The 22,679-nt window shown below is 59.5% G+C and carries 20 protein-coding genes; 5 read left to right on the top strand and 15 right to left on the bottom strand.

Annotated features, from left to right (window positions below):
* Position 1: 1 nt before the first annotated feature.
* The 5 genes from GAL01_RS12825 (at position 2) to GAL01_RS12805 (ending at position 5,073) form a co-directional block, all read left to right on the top strand.
* A complete protein-coding gene (locus GAL01_RS12825) occupies positions 2 to 505 on the top strand; it encodes a lysozyme (RefSeq protein ID WP_062028596.1) in 504 nt (167 codons plus the stop codon).
* Positions 505 to 3,351, top strand: a complete 2,847-nt coding sequence (locus GAL01_RS12820; RefSeq protein ID WP_062028593.1) for a hypothetical protein — start codon at positions 505 to 507, stop codon at positions 3,349 to 3,351. Before GAL01_RS12825 ends, GAL01_RS12820 begins: the two co-directional genes overlap by 1 nt.
* An 11-nt stretch (positions 3,352 to 3,362) precedes the next feature.
* The gene (locus tag GAL01_RS12815; RefSeq protein WP_062028591.1) at positions 3,363 to 3,986 is read left to right on the top strand and encodes a hypothetical protein; all 624 of its coding nucleotides are present in this window, start codon (positions 3,363 to 3,365) and stop codon (positions 3,984 to 3,986) included.
* A gap of 48 nt (positions 3,987 to 4,034) precedes the next feature.
* Positions 4,035 to 4,376 carry a hypothetical protein gene (locus tag GAL01_RS12810; RefSeq protein ID WP_062028589.1) on the top strand — a complete coding sequence of 114 codons (342 nt, stop codon included), beginning with the start codon at positions 4,035 to 4,037 and terminating at the stop codon, positions 4,374 to 4,376.
* 265 nt (positions 4,377 to 4,641) lie between these two features.
* On the top strand, positions 4,642 to 5,073 hold the full coding sequence (locus tag GAL01_RS12805) for a hypothetical protein (protein ID WP_062028601.1): 432 nt from the start codon (positions 4,642 to 4,644) through the stop codon (positions 5,071 to 5,073).
* Positions 5,074 to 5,109: 36 nt separating this feature from the next.
* On the opposite strand, the gene GAL01_RS12800 is transcribed toward GAL01_RS12805, so the two are convergent.
* The 15 genes from GAL01_RS12800 to murC all read right to left on the bottom strand — a co-directional run bounded on the left by GAL01_RS12800 (position 5,110) and on the right by murC (position 22,652).
* Entirely contained in the window at positions 5,110 to 5,781 is a 672-nt protein-coding gene (locus GAL01_RS12800; RefSeq protein WP_062028587.1) for a hypothetical protein, read from the bottom strand.
* A 76-nt stretch (positions 5,782 to 5,857) separates the two neighbouring features.
* Positions 5,858 to 6,139: a hypothetical protein gene (locus tag GAL01_RS15525; protein ID WP_145995644.1), complete on the bottom strand. Its 282-nt coding sequence runs from the start codon at positions 6,137 to 6,139 to the stop codon at positions 5,858 to 5,860.
* A gap of 945 nt (positions 6,140 to 7,084) precedes the next feature.
* Positions 7,085 to 7,495, bottom strand: coding sequence for an Ivy family c-type lysozyme inhibitor (locus tag GAL01_RS12790; RefSeq protein WP_062028599.1), 411 nt, complete (start codon positions 7,493 to 7,495; stop codon positions 7,085 to 7,087).
* Positions 7,496 to 7,506: 11 nt separating this feature from the next.
* On the bottom strand, positions 7,507 to 8,079 hold the full coding sequence (locus GAL01_RS12785) for an isochorismatase family protein (RefSeq protein WP_062028583.1): 573 nt from the start codon (positions 8,077 to 8,079) through the stop codon (positions 7,507 to 7,509).
* Positions 8,080 to 8,115: 36 nt separating this feature from the next.
* Positions 8,116 to 9,465 carry a hemolysin family protein gene (locus GAL01_RS12780; protein WP_062028581.1) on the bottom strand — a complete coding sequence of 450 codons (1,350 nt, stop codon included), beginning with the start codon at positions 9,463 to 9,465 and terminating at the stop codon, positions 8,116 to 8,118.
* Between the two features lie 70 nt (positions 9,466 to 9,535).
* Positions 9,536 to 11,587 carry an NAD-dependent DNA ligase LigA gene (ligA, locus tag GAL01_RS12775; protein ID WP_062028579.1) on the bottom strand — a complete coding sequence of 684 codons (2,052 nt, stop codon included), beginning with the start codon at positions 11,585 to 11,587 and terminating at the stop codon, positions 9,536 to 9,538.
* Positions 11,584 to 13,305 (bottom strand): DNA repair protein RecN, encoded by a 1,722-nt coding sequence (gene recN / locus GAL01_RS12770; RefSeq protein WP_062028577.1) that lies wholly within the window; start codon positions 13,303 to 13,305, stop codon positions 11,584 to 11,586. The genes ligA and recN overlap by 4 nt, the downstream gene beginning before the upstream one ends.
* A gap of 45 nt (positions 13,306 to 13,350) precedes the next feature.
* Entirely contained in the window at positions 13,351 to 14,250 is a 900-nt protein-coding gene (locus GAL01_RS12765) for an outer membrane protein assembly factor BamD (protein ID WP_062028575.1), read from the bottom strand.
* A gap of 68 nt (positions 14,251 to 14,318) precedes the next feature.
* On the bottom strand, positions 14,319 to 15,350 hold the full coding sequence (lpxC, locus tag GAL01_RS12760) for a UDP-3-O-acyl-N-acetylglucosamine deacetylase (RefSeq protein WP_062028573.1): 1,032 nt from the start codon (positions 15,348 to 15,350) through the stop codon (positions 14,319 to 14,321).
* A gap of 118 nt (positions 15,351 to 15,468) precedes the next feature.
* A complete protein-coding gene (gene ftsZ, locus GAL01_RS12755; protein WP_062028570.1) occupies positions 15,469 to 17,001 on the bottom strand; it encodes a cell division protein FtsZ in 1,533 nt (510 codons plus the stop codon).
* A 57-nt stretch (positions 17,002 to 17,058) separates the two neighbouring features.
* Positions 17,059 to 18,456: a cell division protein FtsA gene (ftsA, locus tag GAL01_RS12750; protein WP_062028568.1), complete on the bottom strand. Its 1,398-nt coding sequence runs from the start codon at positions 18,454 to 18,456 to the stop codon at positions 17,059 to 17,061.
* On the bottom strand, positions 18,453 to 19,394 hold the full coding sequence (locus GAL01_RS12745; protein WP_062028566.1) for a cell division protein FtsQ/DivIB: 942 nt from the start codon (positions 19,392 to 19,394) through the stop codon (positions 18,453 to 18,455). Before GAL01_RS12745 ends, ftsA begins: the two co-directional genes overlap by 4 nt.
* Positions 19,394 to 20,305: a D-alanine--D-alanine ligase gene (locus tag GAL01_RS12740; protein ID WP_062028564.1), complete on the bottom strand. Its 912-nt coding sequence runs from the start codon at positions 20,303 to 20,305 to the stop codon at positions 19,394 to 19,396. Before GAL01_RS12740 ends, GAL01_RS12745 begins: the two co-directional genes overlap by 1 nt.
* Positions 20,302 to 21,222, bottom strand: a complete 921-nt coding sequence (gene murB, locus GAL01_RS12735) for a UDP-N-acetylmuramate dehydrogenase (protein ID WP_062028561.1) — start codon at positions 21,220 to 21,222, stop codon at positions 20,302 to 20,304. The genes GAL01_RS12740 and murB overlap by 4 nt, the downstream gene beginning before the upstream one ends.
* Positions 21,219 to 22,652 (bottom strand): UDP-N-acetylmuramate--L-alanine ligase, encoded by a 1,434-nt coding sequence (murC, locus tag GAL01_RS12730; RefSeq protein WP_062028559.1) that lies wholly within the window; start codon positions 22,650 to 22,652, stop codon positions 21,219 to 21,221. The genes murB and murC overlap by 4 nt, the downstream gene beginning before the upstream one ends.
* Positions 22,653 to 22,679 lie beyond the last annotated feature (27 nt).

The raw sequence follows: 22,679 nt of genomic DNA, 5'->3' as shown, positions 1-22,679 counted from the left end.
CATGCATGACACTGCCATCACTCTGGCCACGGCGCTGCTGCGGCGGCCGGGGTTCGAGGGCTTTTGCGCATCGCCCTATGTCTGTCCGGCCGGGTACTGGACGATCGGCTATGGCAGCCGCTGGCTGGCCAACGGGCAGCCCGTCACGGCCCGGACCGCTTCCATTGATGAGGTAACCGCCAGCAGTCTCCTGCTCCGGATGGTAACAGCGCTGGATGCAGCGCTGTCCCGCCTGGTCCGGGTGGCATTGTCGGACGTCCAGCGCGCGGCCCTGCTGTCCTGGCAGTACAATGTCGGGACACCCGCCGTCGAAAGCTCGACCCTGCTGCACAAGCTGAATGCCGGTGACTATGACGGCGCGGCTGACGAGCTGCTGCGCTGGGACAAGGCCACCGTGCGCGGCCATCTGGTCGAGCTGGCCGGCCTGAAAAATCGCCGTGCCCGTGAGCGCGCCATCTTTCTCGGCCTCGCAACTCCCATGACACTGAAGAACGGATACGTCTGATGGTCCAGAATTTCACGCCGCCCTGGAAGTCTGTCGTCGACACGGGGAACAAGGCCAATCTGGTCAAATCCACGCAGGTCGCCGCTGCCCTGGGCAACAAGGTGGATGCAGATGGCGGTCAGTCGATCCGCCAGTCCATCCAGTCCGGCACGATTGATGCCGCCAGTACGCTCGACGGCGCAACCGTCGCGGACATCGTGGCCTCCAGCGTCCGGGCGAACGTCTCGTCCATCGCGCAGTTCCGGGCGCTCAAGACGTCGCCGGCTGCGATCCTGCTGACGTCCTGGGACGGGACGGATCTGACGCGCGGAGCGGCTGGCATTTTCATCCGCGCCGCGACTGCCGATACGCCTGACTTCGGGACCATCATCGTCACGGCCGGGGGCACCACCTACCGGCGCGTCTATCAGGGCGGTCTCAATCCGCAGTGGTTCGGCGCGGTCGGGGACGGCAACAGTCACCGGCTGTCCGGCTTTTTCCCGACACTGGCCGAGGCGCAGGCGGTCTTTCCGATCGCCTACAGTCTGGACCAGGAGATCGACTTCGTCGCCATCCAGACCGTCTGCTATTCCGGCAAGGGCATCAATTCTCCCGCGCTCCATTACATCATGTGCAATGATGCGGTGGCGCTGGACGACAACCCCATGATCTGGATCTCGGGAACGTCCTTCGGGACCTTCACGAACTCCACGCTGGATTTCAGTGCCCTGAAGGCCGTGACTACGGTCGTGGAGCATATCGACGATCCGACCTTCCAGACGGCCAATGCCAGCGGTGCGTTCGTCAACGCCAATATCTATTCCCCGGCCCAGTGCACGGACGTCGTGTTCCAGCAGGGCAAGGCGGTTTACACGGATCCGCCGAACGCGACGCAGATCACAGGATCTGTCTCGAACGGCGTTCTGACCGTCACGGCGATGACGGGCCTCCCCGCTCTCAAGGTCGGCGACCGGCTGTATGATTCGCAGTTCAAGCTGGGCACGGACACGACGATCACCGGCCTGGGCACCGGGACGGGCACGGTCGGGACGTACACGATCTCGAACACGACCGCCGCAATCGCCGCATCCGACAACAACAACATGTCGACGGCCACGGGACACTGGAACCAGTTCGGACAGAAGCTGACCCTCCCCAAGGGCGCTTATGTCTTCGAGATCGAGTATTCCTGCACTCTCGGCGGCTCTTACGCCATGCTGAACGGGCAGCCGGGAAGCCTCGGCATGGGCGTCAACGGATCAAGCCCTGGTGCGGGTCCATCGCCCTGGATCATGCAGGGGCCGAGCAAGATCATTTCCAACCTGTCTGACGTGCCGGTGACGGGATCCATGTCGGTTCCGCTCTACGTCCCCGAGGACAGTTCGTCTTTCGTGGTGGTGTCGATCTCTGGCTATCTGAATGTCGAATTCACGAAGTTCTCGGTCACGAAGCTCAACCGGAACTCGGCCATCCTCTCAACGCGCGATGGGGCCACGCTGCACTACCCGCTGCCGGTCATCACTGAAGGCTTCACGCTGGTGGGCCCAGGCACTGATTCTGGTGTCACCGGGGTCTGGTACAATTCGTATGAGAACACGGACGGCACCATCCAGAATTTCGGCACCGGCTCGGTCGAGAACTTCCAGATCGGGATGAACTTCGGCAGCGGCGCGTACCTCTCGGAATACTGGGACTTTGGCGTCGGAGCCTGCGGATTGTGCTTCCAGTTCCTGCCGGGGAGCATCAATGCCGGCGAGAACTTCCGCTTCTATGGCGGGGGCTTCGGAAACTCCGGCTGCATCATCAGCAATCCAGGCGGGGCCGAGTTCACGTTCTACGGCTCATCCCTCGACTATTCCGATCAGTGTATTGCGAACAATGCCGGCCGCATCGAGGTCCATGGCTGCCACATGGAAATGAACGGGCCGAAGAGTGTGGACAAGCCGCTGTATCACTGCACCGGCAGCGGCGCGATCGTATGCTTCGGCGGAATGTTCCTCGGCGCGGGTGACTCAAAGAAGTACGGCGGACCACCTGTCTTTCTTGAGCACAACCTCTCGACAATGATCTTCCACGACACACAGATCTACAATCTGACCGGGCCGGACGGGGTGGCGCTGCGGGGACCGGGCCAGCTCAAGATCCGCAGCTCGCTGAATACCGGCAATTCCAATATCGGGTCGTGCAACAATTTCACCTCCGACCCGCTTGGCCTGGCCGGGTTCTTCATCCCTCAGTCGAAAAGCGCCCTGCCGCTCAATGGCGGGGTCGGTCTGATCGGCGGTCTGTATTCCGACGCTGTCGCCGGCATCGACCAGTGGACGTCCGAGGGCGCCAGTGCTGCGCTGTCCACCGACTATGTGTTCAACGGCTATCCGGCATCCCTGAAGGTTCAGACGCAGGGACAGGGCCGGAACGACCGGATCGTTATCTGCATCCCGATCGAGAAGTACCAGACGGGCAATATCGGGCTGAAAGTCCTCTTCCCGTATGATCTCTCGACCGGGGCCGTGTCGTCGAACACGACCATGCCGACCGACGACGCGGACAGGGTCACGCTGTATTTCCGGACATTCTTCGTCCAGATCACGGGCTCGGACCAGTTCGGCCGGCCGACCTTTGGCGCGGCCAATCTGTTCTGCGGTGAAGACGACGTCCACGTCCCGAAGGCCGGATATGCCAACTGGATGAGCCACGGGACCGCGCCCGGCTATCTGGGCCTGCCGGGCACGCCGGATCCGCTGGCCACGGACACGACCGGTGCCGGAGCGCCTGCCTTTGCGACCCATATCGCGCTGCTGCTGGACACGGAATCCCTGCCGGCCTGCACGTTCCATATCGGCGCGGTCATCCCCAATCTTTACTGAGGACATCCAAGATGAAGCGCTTTGTTTTTGCGATGATGGCGGTCTTCGGGGTGATGGGCGGCCACGACTGCCTTGCGGATCCGAACACCCATTCCATCGCAAAGTGGGACATTTACGATCCGACCCTCTACGGGATCATAAACGGCAACGTCACGTTCAAGGGCGTGGTGCTGTTTCCAGATCCGGCAGCCGGGAACAACTCCCAGCAGGTAGCGACGACAGCCTGGGTCAACGCGGCGATCGCTGCGAACGGATCAGGCGGCGGATCCTCAGGGACGTTCTGCTCAACCTCGGGTTGTACGTTCTCCGGAAATGGCGGGTCCGTCACCATCACGCCCTGGAACTGGCAGGGCTATAATGCCCTCGCTATGGGCGGCATGATCACATTCACCAACGGCAACGGCGTGAATGTCGGCCTCACCTATTACGATGATGGCAGCGGCTCCAATCCGTCCGTGCTGCTCAAGTCAGCCTCCCTGCGTGTGGACGGGCGGATCTACGTCAACACGCAGGAACAGCCCGCCTCTTCAACTGAGTCCTGCGCGCGGGGTGAAACCATGTATGGTTCAGGATACCTCTATTACTGCATCTCTGACGGTAAATGGGGACGGACGCCCTGGCAGACCGGCTGGTAAAATAGGCTGCCATCAAACCGCACTTCTCCTGAGAAATGGAAAACTGAAATGGACTGGACAACCCTGTTCCAGACGGTCCTGCCGTACCTGCCTGCGCGGTATGCGGGGGACATTGTCTCGATCCTCACCTTCCTGATCGCGGCGGCCGCGCTGGCCATGCGCTTCTGGAAACCGCCCGCGGCCGGCAGCAGGCTGGCGCTGCTCTACAAGGTGGTCGCGTCGCTGGCCCAGTCGAAGGGCTGGAACACCAACGCCTATCAGCCCGATGCCAAGGCCCTGATGATCCCGGCCGAGGCCAGCCGCACGATCGAGGCGGCCAAGCTGGGCCTCGATGCAGCGTCGACCCATCCCAAAGCAGGCGAGCCGCCTAAGGCAGTCATCCTGGACTAAGAAAAAAGGGCTAAGTCAATGGCAAGAGTATCTGCGCTGGATCTGGCGGTGCAGTTAGCGGCAGCGCCTCCTGTAAGGCGTCGTTCAAAGCGGCATTCCGGTCGGCCGAGGAAAGAGCGGGCTGCAAGCATGCGACGAGATATCCCGGAAATTTCTGCTGTCCGTGTCGAGTCTGGGGAAGATGCGCTGCGTCGGGGTCATCCCATCAGCTGGCGAGCTATTTGGCCTGAAGGTGCGCCGCCATATCCATTGGAGGGTCTACCAGATGTCTGAAGCCGTAAAGGCGGGTCATCCTTTAATCGCAGTCCAGCTCCACACTCTCCAATCGCTGTATGATGCGCAGGATATCGGCGATGAAGAGATCGCTGCCGCAAACCGATGGTATCGGGAATACATCTTCGCCAATACTGGTGTCGTCGATGATCGCCCTGACGACTGGGAAAGAGAGAAGGGCGACGTCCATACCTGGATGCTCGGCCGGGGACGTTGTTCCGCCAGAATATCGCAGATCAGGGATCAGCTCGGCCTTTGTGCTCATCTCCGTCTGGAAATGATGCTGGCGCGCGAAATGTCCTTTTCGGCGATCGCGCGCATGATCTACCCAGATGTGTCAGAGGGGCGAGCAAGAATGAAAGTCTCAGCGCAGTGTGCCCTTATCTTGGAGCAACTAGTATGCGCATACAGAAATATTCATTAAGTACGTTTGCGTGTCATATAGAATGACAGCAGACTACTATGAAGTTTTGTACTCTTCCATCTCGCGATGGTATTTTTCTTCTTCTTCATCACCTTCCTTATCGAGTTCTCTTTGGAGAGATATCATTTGTTCATTAAGTTTTTTGGGCCAATCTTCTCTAAGGACAACCCTTACAACTCCCAAAGGAACTTCTAAGGTTGCAGCAAATGCTTCCATTGTCAGCTTGCCGGCATTGATAGCCTCTAGTGCGCGCTGCCGCATATCATTGGAAATGAAAATTGACGACGCAAGAATGAGGTTTCCGACATCTTGTGCCGAAGGGGCGCTTGTGTCTGTAAAAACATCGAAAGAGGACCCCATATCCTCAATAAGCTGGTCTAGCCCCTTAGGGTCTGATGTTCTGCAAGTGCTAGGATCAAGAATATGGAGAAGCTCTTTAGCGCAGATCACCCGTCGTTGGGGATCCAAGGCATCCTTCTTTAGATGGATATAATCGGCTATCGTCGGTTCTTGGGCAAAGCCGGTGGTAATTTCCTGTTGCTCAAGCATGCCTTCGAGCGGCACAGGTTCTTCTGTTTCTTCGTGCTCAACATAAAATATCGAGTGATGAGAAACGTAACTCAGAATGTGCTTTGCAATATCCGGAACATCAACAAAAAAAGGACGTTCTTCTCCATGAAAAAATTGGAGTACATTCCTGATCGGCATTTTAAGTGGGCCTTAATCATTTGGTAAAAAAAAAGGCCCTAGGCATACTAGGGCCTTTTCGGATTTTCAACAGGATTTATAGCTTGCTGAAATAATCCTTTACGGAGCCTTTGTACCCTTCGCGAGGGTAGGGATAGCTAGAGTGCACAACTGTACCGTTAGCTTTATTGCGGCGATTTTCTATAAACTGCGCTACAGCATCCGCCAGAATATCAGGACTAATTTTTTTGCCGCTACCTACATAGAACTTAATATTCCGGAGCTTCTCGTTATTCTCATTGCCGAACAACGTAGCTTGCAGACGTGCTTTGGCTGGAGATACGGCGACTGGGGTGAGGATTGGAGCGTGACGTGTCATGGGAGGGTGACCTTTTCTTCGCAAGGCTTGATGAGGAGAGTTGAGTGAATGCAATAGGAGACGGATCGTCTTCGTCGGAAGACGTTTCTCATAACGTTATGAACGTTACCAACTGCTCACTAAGCTTCTCTCCCTTTCAGTCTTGCTGTGTCGAACAGGACAGGATCCGAATGTTCTCATAATTCATACATACCTAACGCTAACTTGCCCCAAATCGTTTCTCGCAGACCAAAATCTACCGGAGAACCTTCGGGTGTTCTCAAGCCGCGTCTTATATAACCCGCTTTATGCAGAGAATGTTAAGGGGGGCAATCTCACTTTTTTGCGATTAATGCAAAAAGAACTTGCATGCTGTAGTGCGCATACTGCGCACGGGAAATGCATGATTGTTAGCTTTTTCAATAATTAAAAAAGAAAATCACTATCTCAAGTTTATTGAGTGGGCGTGGCTACAGCATGATAGCAAAATCATACACAGGCGCATGTTTTTTTCAAGATAAATATTTTTTTTGGATGCGATAATCAGTTCGCTTCCCGTGACCAAAATGGGTTTTGTGAAAATGTAAGAAGAAAAACGATTCTTAGATTTTAGGAACAAACAGACAGAGTTTGTTTTTTATTAACTTATATGCTTCTAAAGCAGCTATTTGTACTCCGGCTTAGGGAATTAAGATCGTAGCGGTCTTTTGCGATAGGTGATGGGTTTTTGAGCGCATCAATTCCTATTGCATTGATGGTTTCCGCAATCTTTAGCGTTATTTCGCTGAGGTTTGCAGTTTGCAAAACTTAGAAGTACATCAACTAAAGTTAGCATCGTTCTGCAAACTTCCTTATTGAAAAATAAGGAAAACCGCACTCCTTCTAAGCTGTGGGTCGATGGTTCGAATCCATCAGGGCGCACCAGCCATTCCAAAAAAACGGCTGGCGCTCCATTCTCCTTTAAATTCAGTCTGCTGGATTATTATCCTGATAGGCTTTGAGAAGAATCTTCTGCATCTCTGCATCGGGTTCGCCTAAGAAATCCTGTTTCAATGGCCCATTCCGTTTGATGCTCAACAGCCCCCAGGCTGCTGAATGGTCTTTCGCGAAAACAACCTCAAGCTGCTCTGCCGCGCAGTCATGCTGACGGCACATATGTCCCAGAAGATAGGACTTGCCTCCAATGCTGAGATCGCTGACCGGCACGGATGTCGCATGTGCCGTCATCACCCATGATGGCAGTGTCACCATAGCCTGATAGGCCTGTCGAAACCCCTGCATGTTAGCCAGATCCGCCGTTGTCGGAGGTGTCGCCGCCGAGGCGGCCTGGAATGCTGCACATGCAAGTAGGGCAGGAATCAGTCTGGTTATGTTCATGATCATGACCTTCAGAAGGCATTCACGCTTTTCAACCGAACGCCCTGTTTTTCAAGTGTTTCCAGAGTAGCCTTTGGATCAGCGGCAATCCCCCGACAGGCTTCGGGAATAACGTCCGTCTGATAGCCGCAACCCACCGCATCCAGCGCCGTGGCCATGACGCAGTAATCCAGCGCCAGCCCGCAGATGACCACATGGTTTATGCCAAGGCCTTTCAGTAACCCGTCGAGCCCCGTTGAAGTTGCACGATCATTGTCGAGAAACCCGGAATAGCTGTCCCGCTCCTGCAGAACACCCTTACGTATGATGTGCGTTATGGGCCCGGATCTGAGTGTCTTGGGAAAATCAGCCCCATTGGCGCCTGCAACACAGTGAGCTGGCCAGGGGCCACCCTGAGCATCGAAGGAACAGTGATGGGGTAGGTGCCAGTCCTGTGTGGCGATCACAGCCCTGAATGGACGCCTGGCAAGGGCATTGACGGCTTCCAGGATCCTGTCCCCGTCCGGGACGGCCAGTGCGCCGCCGGGCAGGAAGTCATTCTGGATATCGACGAGGATGAGAGCGGAGTGGCTGAGATCGATCATGCGATGATCTAAGCAGCCTGCGTCCGGGAGAGGAAGTCAGTTCAGGCGTGTCACCAGCAACTGGTTGATTCTGAAGCCTTCCACGTCAACCACTTCAAACCGGAAGCCTGAGGATTGCACGCTGTCCGCCTTGCGCGCCATGCGGCGCAGGCGGTTCATGACAAAGCCTCCGACCGTATCGAAGTTCTGGGCATCGTCGAACATGGGGATGTCCAGTTCGCGGATGACATCGCCGATGGGAGCTGCGCCATCAATCAGCCAGGATTTGTCATCGCGGCGGACGATGGCCTGTTCTTCGAACGGGCTCACCAGACCGTCCATCAGGGCGCCCATGATGTCCTTGTAGGTGATGAGACCGACCACAAGACCGTATTCGTTGACGATCAGGGCAAAGCCTGCCGAATGCGCCTCGAACTGGGCAAGGGTTTCCCACAGGTTCAGGGTGTCAGGCAGCGACAAAACGTCGCGCCGCATGCGGAAGATCTGGCTGGCGATGGGAGCTAAGCCGGTGCTTTTGGGCTGGGGTTCGTCAACCACGGCAACCAGAACGTCTTCCGCGCGGATGGAGCCTATGACCTTGTCGAGGCCGCCGTCGCAGAGCGGGTAGCGCGAATAGGGACGAACCCGCACCTTGTCGCGCTGGCTTTCCGGGCTTTCCTGCACGTCCAGAAAAACGATTTCGTCGCGCGGCGTCATGGCGGACGTGACCGCGCGGTCCTGAAGGCCGAGCACGTTCTGGATCATCTGGTGCTCTTCTTCTAGCAGCACACCGGAGGCTGTTCCGGCCGCAAGAATGGCCCGCAGGTCTTCAGGCGTTACGGGCTCGACGGTTGCGGCGGCCGGGATCTTGAGGAGCTTGAGCAGCCAGTCGGATATCTTCGAGAAGACGAGGACGGCCGGGTAGAGAATTTTCAGGGCGACGGCAGGAAACCAGCCAACCTTGAGCGCGATCCGGTCTGGCGCGTTCATGGCGATCCGCTTGGGCAGAAGATCCGCAAACAGGACGAAAAGGCCCGTGATCAGGATAAAGGAACAGGCCGAACCCAGCTTGCTGGCTAACGCCGGGCCTGTTCCCATGGCGAGAAAGCCCGCCGCGATCGGGTCGCTCAGCATGGATTCGCTGATGATACCGCCCAGAACACCCACAGCATTCAGACAGATCTGAAGGACCGTAATGACCTGACCACTGTTGCGCCGCAGCTTGAGAAACGCGACAGCGCGAGGGTCTCCCGCTTCGGCTCGGGAACGAAGACGCACATCGCGGGCCGCGGCAAAGGAGATCTCGGAGAGTGAGATCAGGACGGAGACGCCAATCAGCGCGACCGTGGCGGCGAAGCCCAGCAGGAGGAGAACGATCTGATGCTGGGAAGAAGGGGAGACTGACATGCGGGAGGCGTTATACCCTGAAAAAGTGAAATATTACCAACTTTCTCACGGTTTTGATTTTGCAGTTCTATTACAGTCCTGCGAGTACGCGCCAGCCGCTCTCATCCGTGGTTTCGATCCCGAGTTCGGCGGCTTTCTTCGCTTTTGAACCCGCTTTTTCACCCAGAACAACCAGTGATGTCTTTTTCGAAACGCTGTCTGTCACCTGTGCGCCCAGTCGCTCGGCGATGGCTTTGGCTTCCGGTCGGCTCATGGTCGTCATTGTTCCTGTGAACACGATGACCTTGCCTGAGAGGTGACCCTCCACAGGCGCATCTTCGGGAGTGATCTCCGTCAGTTCCGTTGCCAGATCATCAAGGGTCTCGACATTATGGCTTTCGGCAAAAAAGGCGGACAGTTCATCGGCAATCGCATCGCCCACCCCCATGATCGCGCCAAGAGCGGCCCGCTCGTCAGAGTCCGGCCGGGAAGCCAGCATGGCGTCGCGCCAGTTTTCGAAAGTCTGGTAGTGCCGCGCCAGAAGCTGGGCATTGCGTTCGCCGATGCGCCGGATGCCGAGGCCGAAAATAAGCCGCGTCAGCGGGATTGTCCGCCGCTCGTCAATCGCGCGGAGCAGGTTGTCCACGGATAGTCGCCCCCAGCCGTCGCGCTGAAGCAGGGCCTCTTCATGGGTCCGCAGGCGGAAAATATCGCCCGGTGTCCGGATATAGCCTGCATCATGGAATTCGCGGATGCTGCGTTCGCCAAGGCCGTCAATGTCGAAGGCATTGCGCGAGACCATGTGGATCAGACGTTCCACAACCTGGGCTTCACAGGTCAGGCCGCCCGTGCAGCGGCGGACAGCTTCTCCGTGAACACGCTCGGCGAGGGATCCGCAGACCGGGCAGTGATCGGGATAGACGAACGGTTCTGAGCGCGGGTCATCGCCTGATACCGGGCCGAGAATCTGCGGAATGACGTCTCCGGCACGCTGGAGACGGACCAGATCACCGACGCGTACGTCCTTACGTGCGATTTCGTCTTCGTTATGCAGTGTTGCGCGCGAGACGATGACGCCGCCGACATTCACAGGCTCCAGATGGGCCACAGGCGTCAGGGCGCCTGTGCGGCCGACTTGGATTTCGATGTCCACAAGGCGGGTGATGGCCTGCTCGGCCGGGAATTTCCAGGCGATGGCCCAGCGCGGTGCGCGGCCGACGAAACCCAGACGCTCCTGCAGACTAATATCGTCCAGTTTGAAGACGATACCGTCGATATCGTAGTCCAGCCCAGAGCGTTCACGGGCCAGCTTGTCGACATAGGCGGGAATGTCGCGGGCATGGGCGATCATCTCGGAGAGTGGATTAACCCTGAAGCCCCAGCTCCGCAGTTTTTCGAGATAGCCCCAGTGCGTCGTGGCAACGGGCGAGGACGTGTAGCCCTGAGCATAAGCAAAGAGCGAGAGCGGTCGGCTGCGCGTGATTTCGGCATCCAGCTGTCGCAAAGACCCTGCGGCCGCGTTACGGGGGTTGGCGAAGGGACGTGCGCCGCGAGCGACCTGCTGTTCGTTAAGGGTCAGAAAGCTGTTTTTGGAGAGAAAGACCTCCCCGCGGATTTCGAGACGCTCGGGTGCCGTGCCAAGGAGTTCATGAGGAATATCGTGCAGAGTCAGGAGGTTGGCGGTGACATCCTCGCCTTCAATACCGTCTCCGCGCGTGGTGCCGCGCACGAAACGTCCGTGCTCGTAGGTCAGGCTGATGGAGAGACCGTCGATTTTCGGTTCCGCCACGAACTGGAGGGCCTGAAGCTGCTGTTCGTCCAGACCAAGAAAACGCCCGACTTTTGAGACGAAGCCGTCGAAGCCTTCCGGGTCGAAAACGTTGTCGAGGGACAGCATTGGGACGAGGTGACGGTATTTCCCGAAAGCGGAATCAGGAGCCGATCCGATCCGCTGGCTAAAGCCGTTTTCCGAGCGGAGGTCCGGGTGTGCGTCTTCCAGTGCCAGAAGTTCGCGTCTGGCCGCATCATAGGCGGCGTCAGAGACTTCAGGCGCGTCGCGCCCGTGATAGGCCTCATCCCACCGTGCGAGGTCCGCTTCGAGTTCAGCGTGACGCTCGGCGGCGGAGACTGGGGCAGTGGTCATGAAATCTGATGTCCAAGAAGACTGTCGGCAGCCCCACGGGCTGCGTCGGTAATGATGTCGCCTGCGAGCATCCGGGCGATTTCTTCACGCCGGGCGTCATGGGGTAACGGTTCGGCCAAGGTCTCGGTTCGGTCGTTGCGGACACGTTTGGCGATTCGCAGGTGATGATCGCCACGCGCCGCGACCTGCGGGCTATGAGTGACGACGAGAACCTGCACGTCCTGAGCAACCTTGTGAAGCCGGTCGCCAATCGAGGATGCCGTAGCGCCGCCCACGCCGGAATCGACCTCATCGAACACGAGTGTGCCGATGTCGGAGCGTTCCGCTAGAACCACTTTCAATGCCAGCATAAGGCGCGACAGTTCACCCCCTGATGCCACTTTGGCGAGCGGTCCGGGAGACTGTCCGGGGTTGGCTGCGATCAGGAACGAGGCCTGTTCCATGCCCTGACTGGTCCAGTGATCGGGGTCCAGAGGCAGAAGCGAGACGATGAAGCGCGCGCGTTCGAGCTTGACGGGGCGCAGTTCCGTGCTGACCGCTTTTTCCAGCTTTTCGGCGGCTTTCTGGCGGGCGGCAGAGAGGGTACGCGCGGCGTCTTCGTAGGCCAGACGGGCTTCGGTCAGGGCTGTCTGAAGACGGGCCAGTTCGGCGTTTCCGGAGTCCAGTGCGTTCAGCCGTGTTTTCAGAGCGGCGAGAAAGGCTGGCAGTTCGGCCACGGAAATATTGTGTTTGCGGGCCTCGGCCCGGAGTGCAAACAGCCGCTCTTCCGTTTCTTCCAGAAGACGGGGATCGCCTTCCGTATCTGCGGCAAGGCGGCTCAGCAGCATCTCCGCTTCGGCAAGGGCTTCTTCGGCTTTTCCAAGAGCGTCGAGCGCGTCCTGTGCCTGTGTCTGGTGGCTGTCTGAAAGGGTTTCCGTCTCCGTCGGTGCTGGCAGCAGTCTTGCGAGCGCACGGCTGGCTGCACGCAGGGCAGCAGCCGGAGCTGACGAGCGGCGGTCACGGGGAGTCAGTTCTGACAGGGCGGCGGCAACGGCTTCACCACGGCGTTCATCACGCTGGAGGCTGACGCGCGTGGCGGCGAGCGCGTCCTCCTCACCTTCCTGTGGCGCCAGACGTTCCAGATCATCGACCGTCTGACGCAGCCATTCTTCCTCGCGGGCTGCGGCTTCCATATCGGTGCGCGCGGCTTTGAGGGCATTGCGGGCTGCGGCCCATTGCCGGTAGGTGCTGGCTGTCTTTTCCCGGAGTGGCGGGGCAATTCCGAAAGCGTCCAGCAGATCGAGATGGGTGCTCTGGTCGGCAAGGCCCATCTGCTCGTGCTGGCCCTGAATCTCCACGAGGTGGGCGCCCACGCGACGCAGCAGACCAACGCCGACCGGCTGGTCGCAGACATAGGCGCGGGAGCGGGCATCGGGCGTCACGATGCGTCGCAGGACGATCGGGTCCGACGGGTCTTCGCGGACGATGCCGTGCTCGTCGAGCAGGGCAAGAACCGGATGGCGGGCGTCGATTTCAAAAATAGCCGATACGCTGGCCTGCGTGGCGCCTGAGCGCACGAGGCCACCGCTGGCACGCTCTCCGAGGGCCAGGCCCAGACTGTCGAGCAGGATGGATTTCCCCGCCCCGGTCTCGCCGGTCAGGACGGTCAGACCGGGGGAAAGGCCGAGATCGAGCTTTTCGATCAGAACGACGTCGCGGATCGAGAGATGGGTCAGCATGACAGCAATGTTGGGAGTGTAGTGCCCTGTTTCAAAGGGCTGGTATCAGAAGACGCTGTGCCACATCCGGGAGAAAAATCCACGATGGTCAGGCTGCCCCGGACGGACGACTGGTTTTTTGAGGTCGCCATTGAGCAGCTTGTTGTCCCGAAGATCATTATAGGCATAACGATACCACTGGTTGTCGGGATAGTTGTAGCCGAGAACGGCGGCCGTCTGGCGGGCCTGATCCTTGAGCCCGAGGGACAGATAGACTTCCACAAGACGCTCGAGAGCTTCGGCGACGTGGTTGGTTGTCTGATAATCCTGCACGACGCGCTGATAACGTGTCATGGCGGCTTCGTAGTTGCGCTGCTGCTGATACCACCGGCCCACCAGCATTTCCTTGCCTGCCAGATGGTCACGACACAGGTCGATCTTCAGCTGGGCGTCGCGGGCGTAGGAGGTCTGGGGGAAGCGGGTGATGACTTCTTCCAGCGCGTCCAGTGCTTCAACCGTACCCTGCTGGTCACGTTCGACATTGGCGATCTGTTCGTAATAGCAGAGTGCCCGCAGATAGAAGGCGTAGGCAGCGTCCGGACTGGTCGGGTGCAGCTGGAGGTAACGTTCGAGCTGCTGGACCGAAAGTGCGTATTCGCCCTGAAGGTAATAGGAATATCCCTCCATCAGCTCCGCGTTTCCTGTGAAGCCGGAATAGGGATAATTCTGCTGAAGCAGTTCGAATTCGCCGCCAGCCAGTTCGTAATGGCCGGTATGCAGCGCGTCGATTCCGTAATTGTACAGGGTCTCGGCGTCAGCGGTTTTTGGAATCGCGGGTTTTTCGTGCTGATGCGAAAACATGGAGCAGCCGGACAGCAGCAGAAGCCCGCTGACAGCCGCAGCTCTCAGAATGAAACCATCATTCGTGACCGATGCTTCAAAATGACGCTGAGTGCTGCTTGTCATACCTGCTCTTCCCGTGGAAGCCCGTCTTATATCACGGGAATGCGCTGACGAAAGACCTGCCATGTGTCTCAGGCGGCAACGCGTGTGCGCAGGGCTTTTGTAACGGATCGGGCAGGGGCCGTGGAGACGAAGCGCCAGTTGGCAGCGTCCGAAAAAACGGTGCGCAGGAGTCGGTTGTTGAGTGTATGGCCGGATTTATGGCCAATAAAACCCGCCTGCATCCGGTGCCCGGCACAATAGAGGTCGCCAATAGCGTCGAGTAATTTGTGACGGGCGAACTCGCGCTCAATTTTCAGCCCTGCGGGATTGAGAATATTTTCTCCATCCACGACGACGGCATTCTCCAGTGATCCCCCGCGCGCCAGACCGATACTCTGAAGATATTCGATATCCTGACGATTGACGAATGTCCGGCAGAAAGCGACCTCTTCCATGAAGCGTTGCTCGTTAAGCTGCATGGCGTAACGCTGGTTTCCAATGGCCTGAGCCGCAAAACTCAGGGAGATGGCCAGTGAAAGTCCACGCTGTGCGGGACGCAGTTCGGCAAAAGCGCCGTCTTCGCCTTCGACGCGGACATTGCGCAGGATTTCGATGACCTGGCGGGGTGTATCGAGGATTTTGCGGCCAGCGCACTGGATCAGGAACGCGAAGGCGTCAGAAGCCCCGTCGAGAACCGGCAGTTCCGGTCCGCTGACCGTGATCAGGATATTGTCGATCTCGCAGGCATTGAGGGCTGCCATCAGGTGTTCGATCGTGGCGACGCGGAGGGACGGGTCGTTTTGACACGCGACAACCGTTGAAAGGCGTGTATCCACAATATGGTCATAGGTCGCGGGGAAAGAGGGTGAGCCCTCCTTATCCGAACGCTGGAACCTGATCCCCGTATTGGCGGAAGCAGGAGAAAGAAGAAGGTTGACCGTGACACCACTGTGCAGGGCGATCCCCTGACAGTGAATCGGCTGTGCGAGAGTGGTCTGCAGGTTTTTTGAACTGGTGCGCTCCAGGCGGGAAGACGAGGCATCAGAACCTGACGCCATTTCAGGGCGCGCTGTATCAACGCCACTCGCCGTTCTTATACCTTGCTTGGGCGTCACCTGCATAAAGCCTCCGAAAAATCTTGTTCCAGAGACTAGAAAACAGATACCGGACTTTGGTTCCAGTCAACGATTGTTGCCGGATATTACCCCTCTTGTGTTGCCCACAAGAGGGGTGTGCTGATCAGCGACGCAGATAGGTTGGGATATCCAGGTTGGAATCATCGCCGCCGCTGGAGGGCTGTTCGGGATGCTGCGGAGCCTGGTGCTGATACCCGTCGCGTGTGTTCGGCTCGGCACGCTGGGCTGGCTGCTGGCCATGTTGCGGCTGGGCCGGACGACTGCGGAAAGCGCCTGTGACCATACCGAACAGGCTGCGGGGTGCTTCGGCCTGTTGCTGGGGAGCATGGCGGGACGGGTCGGAAAACAGACCGGCCCGGGGAGAGGACTGATGGACACTGTCCTGTCGAGGTGACTGGTTTTCAGGGGCAGCTTGCTCGGGCAGAGGGGGTTCCTGCGCAGACAGGGGAGCTGTGTTGTGAGTTGGTGCCTGTTGAGCGTCGAGCGCGAAATTCGGCCGCGGCGGACCGCCGGCATAGGTTGAACCGGGCTGGAAGGACGGTGCGCTGGCCCGGGAAGAAGATGTCTCCCGGGGGGCCGCCTGCGAGGCTGCATTTGCGTGCGGCGTGGATGTCTGAAGGTGCTCGGGAGGCGCGGACGGGTCTTGGGAAGGCTGCGTGTCGATGCCAGTTGCGACGACCGAGACGCGGACACGACCATTCAGCTTTTCGTCGATCAGCGCGCCGAAGATGATGTTTGCATCGTCGGCCACTTCCTCACGGATGCGGTCAGCGGCGGCGTTGACTTCATAAAGCGTCAGGTCTTCACCGCCCGTGATGTTGATGAGAAGACCGCGTGCGCCGGCCATGGAGGCGTCTTCCAGCAGCGGATTGGAAATCGCACGTTCGGCTGCGAGGACGGCACGGTCTTCTGCGTCTTCTTCACTGGACGCTTCGCCCGTACCCATCATGGCCTTGCCCATCTCTTCCATCACGGCCTTGACGTCCGCGAAATCGAGATTGATCAGGCCGGGGGAGACCATAAGGTCCGTAATGCCGCGAACGCCCATGTTCAGGACATTGTCGGCCATCCGGAAGGCTTCGCGGAATGTCGTGTTCTGCGTTGCGGAATTGAAAAGGTTCTGGTTCGGGATGACGATCAGCGTATCGACGTGCTTCTGAAGTTCGGCAATGCCCTTTTCAGCAGCTGTCGTACGGCGACGCCCCTCGAAATTGAAAGGTTTCGAAACGACGCCGACCGTCAGGACGCCGCGTTCGCGTGCCATGCGCGCGATGACCGGCGCCGCACCCGTCCCTGTGCCACCACCCATGCCAGCGGTGATGAAGACCAGATTCGCGCCTTCAAGCTGCCGGTCGATTTCCTGAGCGGCTTCTTCGGCGGCTTCACGACCGATTTCCGGCTTCGCGCCTGCACCCAGGCCGCGGGTCAGATGCGGGCCAAGCTGGACGCGGCGTTCAGCCTTGGAGTGGGCAAGCTGCTGGGCGTCGGTGTTGGCAACGACGAATTCCACGCCCTTGAGATCAGACGCAATCATGTTGTCGACGGCGTTCGTCCCGCCTCCGCCAACGCCGATCACGGTAATCCGTGGCGCCAGCTCAACGTGGGAATTGGGAGTAGGGGTAAGGTTCAGCGTCATGATCTGGTCCGGAACTTCATGAAAGCGACAGGTGAGGGCGTTATGATCTGTAATAGCTTATACATTATTGCGTATGAAGCCTACGAGACGTTTAACAAGTCCGCGAGGTCTTGGTTCGGGTGCGGAAATATCTCCGAAATCCCGATCCGCACCCGCTGCCCAAGCCAGGAGCCCCGCAGCGGTTGAAAAGCCTGCCGAAGCCGCGGCCGTCTCGGGCAGGCCATAGATATTCTGGGGTTTCCCCATCCGGACAGGGCGCCCGAGGATGCGGGTGGCGACGGGGACGATCCCTTCAAGCAGGGAGGCTCCGCCTGTGAGGACGACCCTGCCATTGGCCAGTCGGCCCAGTCCCGCATTGTCGAGCGACTGTCGGACAAGCTCCAGCGTTTCCTCGATCCGGGGCTGGATGACGGAAATAACCTTGGAACGCTGCAGACGCACCAGCCGGTCGCTGTTTTCCCCGATCAGGGGTACGGACAGGATTTCCCGCTGGTCGTCGGACCCCATCTGGGCTGCGCCATACATCGTCTTGAGACGCTCGGCCGTTTCCAGGGACGTCGACAGGACGCCTGCGATGTCGCGCGTGACATGCAGTCCGCCGACGCGGATTTGGGCCGTGTGCAGCAGTTTTCCTTCACAAAAAACCGCCAGCGAAGTGGTGCCTCCGCCCATTTCCACAACCGTGACGCCAAGCTCCCGCTCTTCGGCCGCCAGAACCGAAATGCCCGAGGCAAAGGGGCTTGCAACCAGCCCGTCCAGCTTGAGTTCGGCATGTTGAAGAACGGCATCCAGAGTGCGCAGGGCGCTGGAGTTCATGTCTACGACATGCATTCGGGTCGCCAGTTCTTCGCACTGGTGGCCGATGGGATCGGCAATGCCGGGAATGGAATCCACGACATACCCGATGGGAAGGGTGTGGATGACCTCGCGGCCTTCCATCCAGGCGCGGGCCTGTCCTTCCGCAATAAGACGCTGCACGTCTCCAGCCGTTACCTCCCGTCCACCGATCGGGATCTGGGCGTCCACCAGCCGACTCAGCGGCCTGCCGCAGGACAGGTTGACGACCAGAGAGTCCATGCGCCGTTCGGCGGCCTCCTCGGCCTGGCCGACTGTGGCGCGGATCGCGGCTTCGGCTTCGCGGATGTCGACGATTGATCCTGAGCGGATACCGTGGGAGCGGCGCCATCCGTGACCCAGAACCTGGATGGAGCCGTCAGCCTCGCCCTTGCCGATCAGGCAGGTCATTTTCGTCGTGCCGATATCCAGCGCGCCGAAAATGCCCGGACGCCATGCGATACTGCGATGCGTCTCTTCCGGTGGAAGCGGCAGGATGTCGCGCGGGACACGGTTGACGCTGACGTCACGCTCGCCGCCGACGGGGATGAGGGACCGGCCTCTCAGACCGCCCCGGCGACGGAATGCCGGAAGATCTGACATGGAGGTAAGGTCATTCATGGCTGCTTCGCGCTGTCTGCTGGGGGTGGAGGAGAGGACGGAGACGGATCGGTTTTCGCTCCTTCGGCAGGTGGGATGGCCTGCGGGGGCTGATGGACGACCATTCTGTCCGGAAGACGCAGATCAATCGACTGCACCGGACGTTCCAGAAGGCGCATACTCTGCTGGTAACGCGCCAGACGCGCAAAAGCTGCGGCTTCTTCACCTTCAGGCAGCAGAACGGTGGTGCCGTCCTTGAGCGTCGCATTCCAGCGGCGGCCTCCGACGCGGATCAGCGCCGTGACCTGAGCCTTGACCAGCGGTTCGTGGTTGAGGGCATCAATGACGCCTGCGGCGGCGGTATTGGCGCCTTCGCCCACCACCAGCGGGAGCTGGAGGAAGGCCTGTGCATTTTTTCCCGTCAGTCCCTGATCGGGAACTTCTTCACCGGCGCGGTTGATGAGCATGAAATGCCCGCGGTCCTGCCAGACGGCGATCGGGGTGCGTTCGACAAGCGTGATGATGACGGTATCGGGCATGTGCCGTTCGACCGTGGCGTGATCGATGAACGGCAGTTCGTCCAGTCGCTGGCGGGCGGCTTCGACGGAGAAGCCGAAAATTGGATGCCCGATGGACGTGCCCAGTGCGTCCTGGATCGAGGCCTCGCTGGTCATGCCGCGGCCGTTGATGACGATATGGCGGATGGGCAATGGCTCCATTGCAACCAGCCGTTCGCGCAGGGGGGCAAAGCGCTCTTCTGAAGCCGCGTCATACAGCAGACGCATACCTGCACCTGCCAGACCCATCACGACCAGAAATACGATCGCAGGCCGGACCAGCCGCCGTTGCCGGCGCCAGAACAGCTTTGCCCGGGAAGGACGGTCTTCCTGAGGCGGCATGGCCCCGGAATAACGCTCCCGGATAAAATCGTTTTTCTGAAAGGACGGGTCTTCCCGCATCAGCGCGTCAGTGCCTCCCGGACCATCCAGTCACACAGGTCCGGATAGGGAATGCCGCAATAGGCAGCCTGTTCCGGCAGCAAGGATGTGGGTGTCATGCCTGGCTGTGTGTTGACTTCAAGGATGATCAGCGTGTCGGTGGCCTCGTCGTAACGGAAATCCGTACGGCTCGCGCCCTGACAGCCCAGCGTCTGATGAGCGCGCAGGGCATAATCGAGCGCGCGATCGGTCACGGCCTGCGGAATATCTGCAGGAACGACATGACGCGAGCCGCCAGCCTTGTATTTGGCTTCGAAATCGTAGAACGCGGCTGTTTCGCAGGGCAGGATATCCGTGACAGCGAGGGCACGGTCTCCCATGACGCTGGCGGTCAGTTCGCGGCCGGGGATGAAGCTTTCGACCAGTGCGTCCTTTCCGAAGCGCCATGTCTGCGCGATTTCCGCACGGCGATTGTCGCCCGTCCGCACGATCTCGACCCCCACGGATGACCCTTCGGCGACCGGTTTGATGACATAGGGTGCGGGAAGGGGATCGGCTTCGGCCAGTTCCTCGACCGTGACCACACGCCCCTGTGCCACGGGCAGACCTGCGGCGGCCAGAAGGATCCGCGTGGCGCCTTTGTCCATCGCGACGGCAGAGGCCCGGATTCCGGAATGCGTGTAAGGCAGGCCGAGCCATTCCAGAACGCCCTGAATGGCTCCATCCTCGCCGCGCGGGCCGTGCAGCGCATTGAAGACGACGTCCGGTGCTGTGGATTTCAGGCTGGCGATTGTCGCGGCAATATCCGGGCCGACGTCGATCGGCGTGACGTCGTGACCCGTGTCGCGCAGGGCCTTGATCACGGCCTCGCCACTGACGAGGCTGACGGGGCGCTCGCTGGATGTTCCGCCCAGCAGGACTGCGACTTTCATAACGTCTGCTCTCCTTCGGACTGACGTCCGATCCGTTTGATTTCCCAGTGCAGACTGACGCCGCTGCGTGCCAGAACTTTCTCTCGCACGGTCTCTCCCAGAGTTTCCAGATCCGCGCTGCTGGCCTGTCCCAGATTGAGCAGAAAATTGCAGTGCTTTTCGCTGACCTGCGCATCTCCGATCTGAAGGCCGCGGCATCCGGCTTCGTCAATCAGCTGCCAGGCCTTGTGACCTTCCGGGTTGCGAAACGTGGAGCCGCCGGTTCGTGCGCGTACGGGCTGCGAGGCTTCGCGGGAGGCCCGGATGTCCGCAATGCGGCTGCGGATGGCGTCTGCATTATCTGGTGTCCCACGCAGGCAGGCCCGGATCACCACGCTGCCTTCTGGAAGCTCCGAATGACGATACGCAAAGCCCAGTTCGTCATGTGAGAGGCGGCGCAGATCGCCTTTTTCCGTCAGGATTTCGGCCCATTCGAGAATGGCATCAAGATCCGATCCGTAAGCCCCTGCATTCATGCGGACAGCGCCGCCGATCGAACCCGGAATGCCGGCCAGAAACTCCAGACCGGCAAGGCCGGCTGCGGCGGCATGTTCGGCTACGGTGACGTCGAGGGCAGCAGCCCCGACGATCAGGCTGCTGCCCTGTACGTCGATATTTGCGAAGCCACGCGCAAGGCGGATGACTGTGCCTGCGATGCCGCCATCGCGGATGATGACGTTCGAGCATGCCCCCAGAACCGTGACCGGCATGGTCGCAGGTTTTTCACGCAGGAAACGGGCCAGGTCATCCTGATCCTCAGGGATAAACATCCAGTCCGCCGGGCCGCCGACGCGAAACCATGCGCGGGGCCCCAGAGGTGCGTTCGCGGTCAGTCTTCCCCGGAGGCTCTTGACTGGAAAATCGCTGCTACCCGTCATGCTGCGCCTTCGGTTGCAGGCTGCCGGTTCAGCGCTTCGAGCTGGGCAGGGAGCGCCTGCGCCCACTGGGTGATGGTCCCGGCACCGAGGCAGACAACATAGTCGCCCGGCTTGGCGATGGCGTTGATCATTTCCGGCAGATGCGCGGGATCGGGGAGTGGCACGACGGAACGGTGACCACGATCGCGCAGGCCTTCGACGAGTGCATCACGACCCGCACCTTCGATCGGGGCTTCACCCGCAGCGTACACGTCCGCCACGATGACCGTATCGGCATCATTCATGCAGGTGCAGAATTCGTTGAACAGGACTTTCAGGCGCGAATAGCGATGCGGCTGTACGACGGCGATGACGTTCTTTGCGCCGGCCTGACGCGCGGCTTTCAGAACGGCGGCGATTTCGACGGGGTGATGACCGTAATCGTCGATGATGGAGATGCCGTTATAGTCGCCGGTGCGCGTGAAGCGGCGCTTGACGCCCTTGAAGGTCGTCAGGGCGGATGCGATGACGGAATCGCTGATTTCCATTTCAAGGGCGACGGCGATGGCGGCCAGCGAATTCAGGACGTTATGGTGTCCGAGCATCGGCAAACGGAAGGGCCCCGCCCGGCGCGAGCGGTTGCGCTGACGGTTCGTGACGACGACCTCGAATGTGGCACCCCGCTTGTCCATAACGACTTTTTCAGCGCGGATATCGGCCTGCGGGCTGAAGCCGTAAGTGATGACACGATGATCGGACAGGCGCGGGATCATCTGCTGGACCTGGGGATGGTCCACGCACAGGACCGCAAAGCCGTAGAACGGGATGTTGGACACAAACTGGTCGTAGCCGGCCTGCATGGCCTCTTCCGTGCCCCAGTGATCCAGATGTTCCGGGTCCATGTTCGTCACGACCGCGATCACGGCGGGCAGACGCAGGAACGAGCCGTCGCTTTCGTCGGCCTCGACAACCATCCAGTCGCCTGAACCCATGCGTGTGTTGGTGCCATAGGCTTCAATAATGCCGCCGTTGATGACGGTCGGATCCAGCTTGGCATGTTCCAGAACGCAGGCCACGAGGCTGGTTGTCGTGGTCTTGCCGTGCGTGCCACCAATGGCGACGGACCAGCGCAGACGCATCAGTTCGGCCAGCATTTCCGCGCGGCGGACGACCGGGATGAGCTTGGCGCGTGCCGCCACGACTTCGGGGTTGTCTTTTTTCACGGCCGTCGACGTTACGACAACCTGCGCATCGCCCAGATTGGCGGCGTCATGGCCGATATGAACGATAATTCCGGATTGGCGAAGGCGTTGCACATTCGCACCTTCCGCGATGTCCGCCCCCTGTACCTTGTAGCCCAGCATGTGCAGCACCTCGGCAATACCGGACATACCGATGCCGCCGATACCGACGAAGTGAATGGTTCCAATGTTCAGGGGCAGGGCGCGCATGGGGCAGGTACTCTTGGGTAGAAGCGG

It is taken from the genome of Gluconobacter albidus, assembly GCF_002723915.1.
Taxonomy (GTDB): Bacteria; Pseudomonadota; Alphaproteobacteria; order Acetobacterales; family Acetobacteraceae; genus Gluconobacter; species Gluconobacter albidus.
The sequence above is the reverse complement of the archived record's forward strand: the minus strand, read 5'-3'. Positions and strand labels throughout refer to the sequence as shown.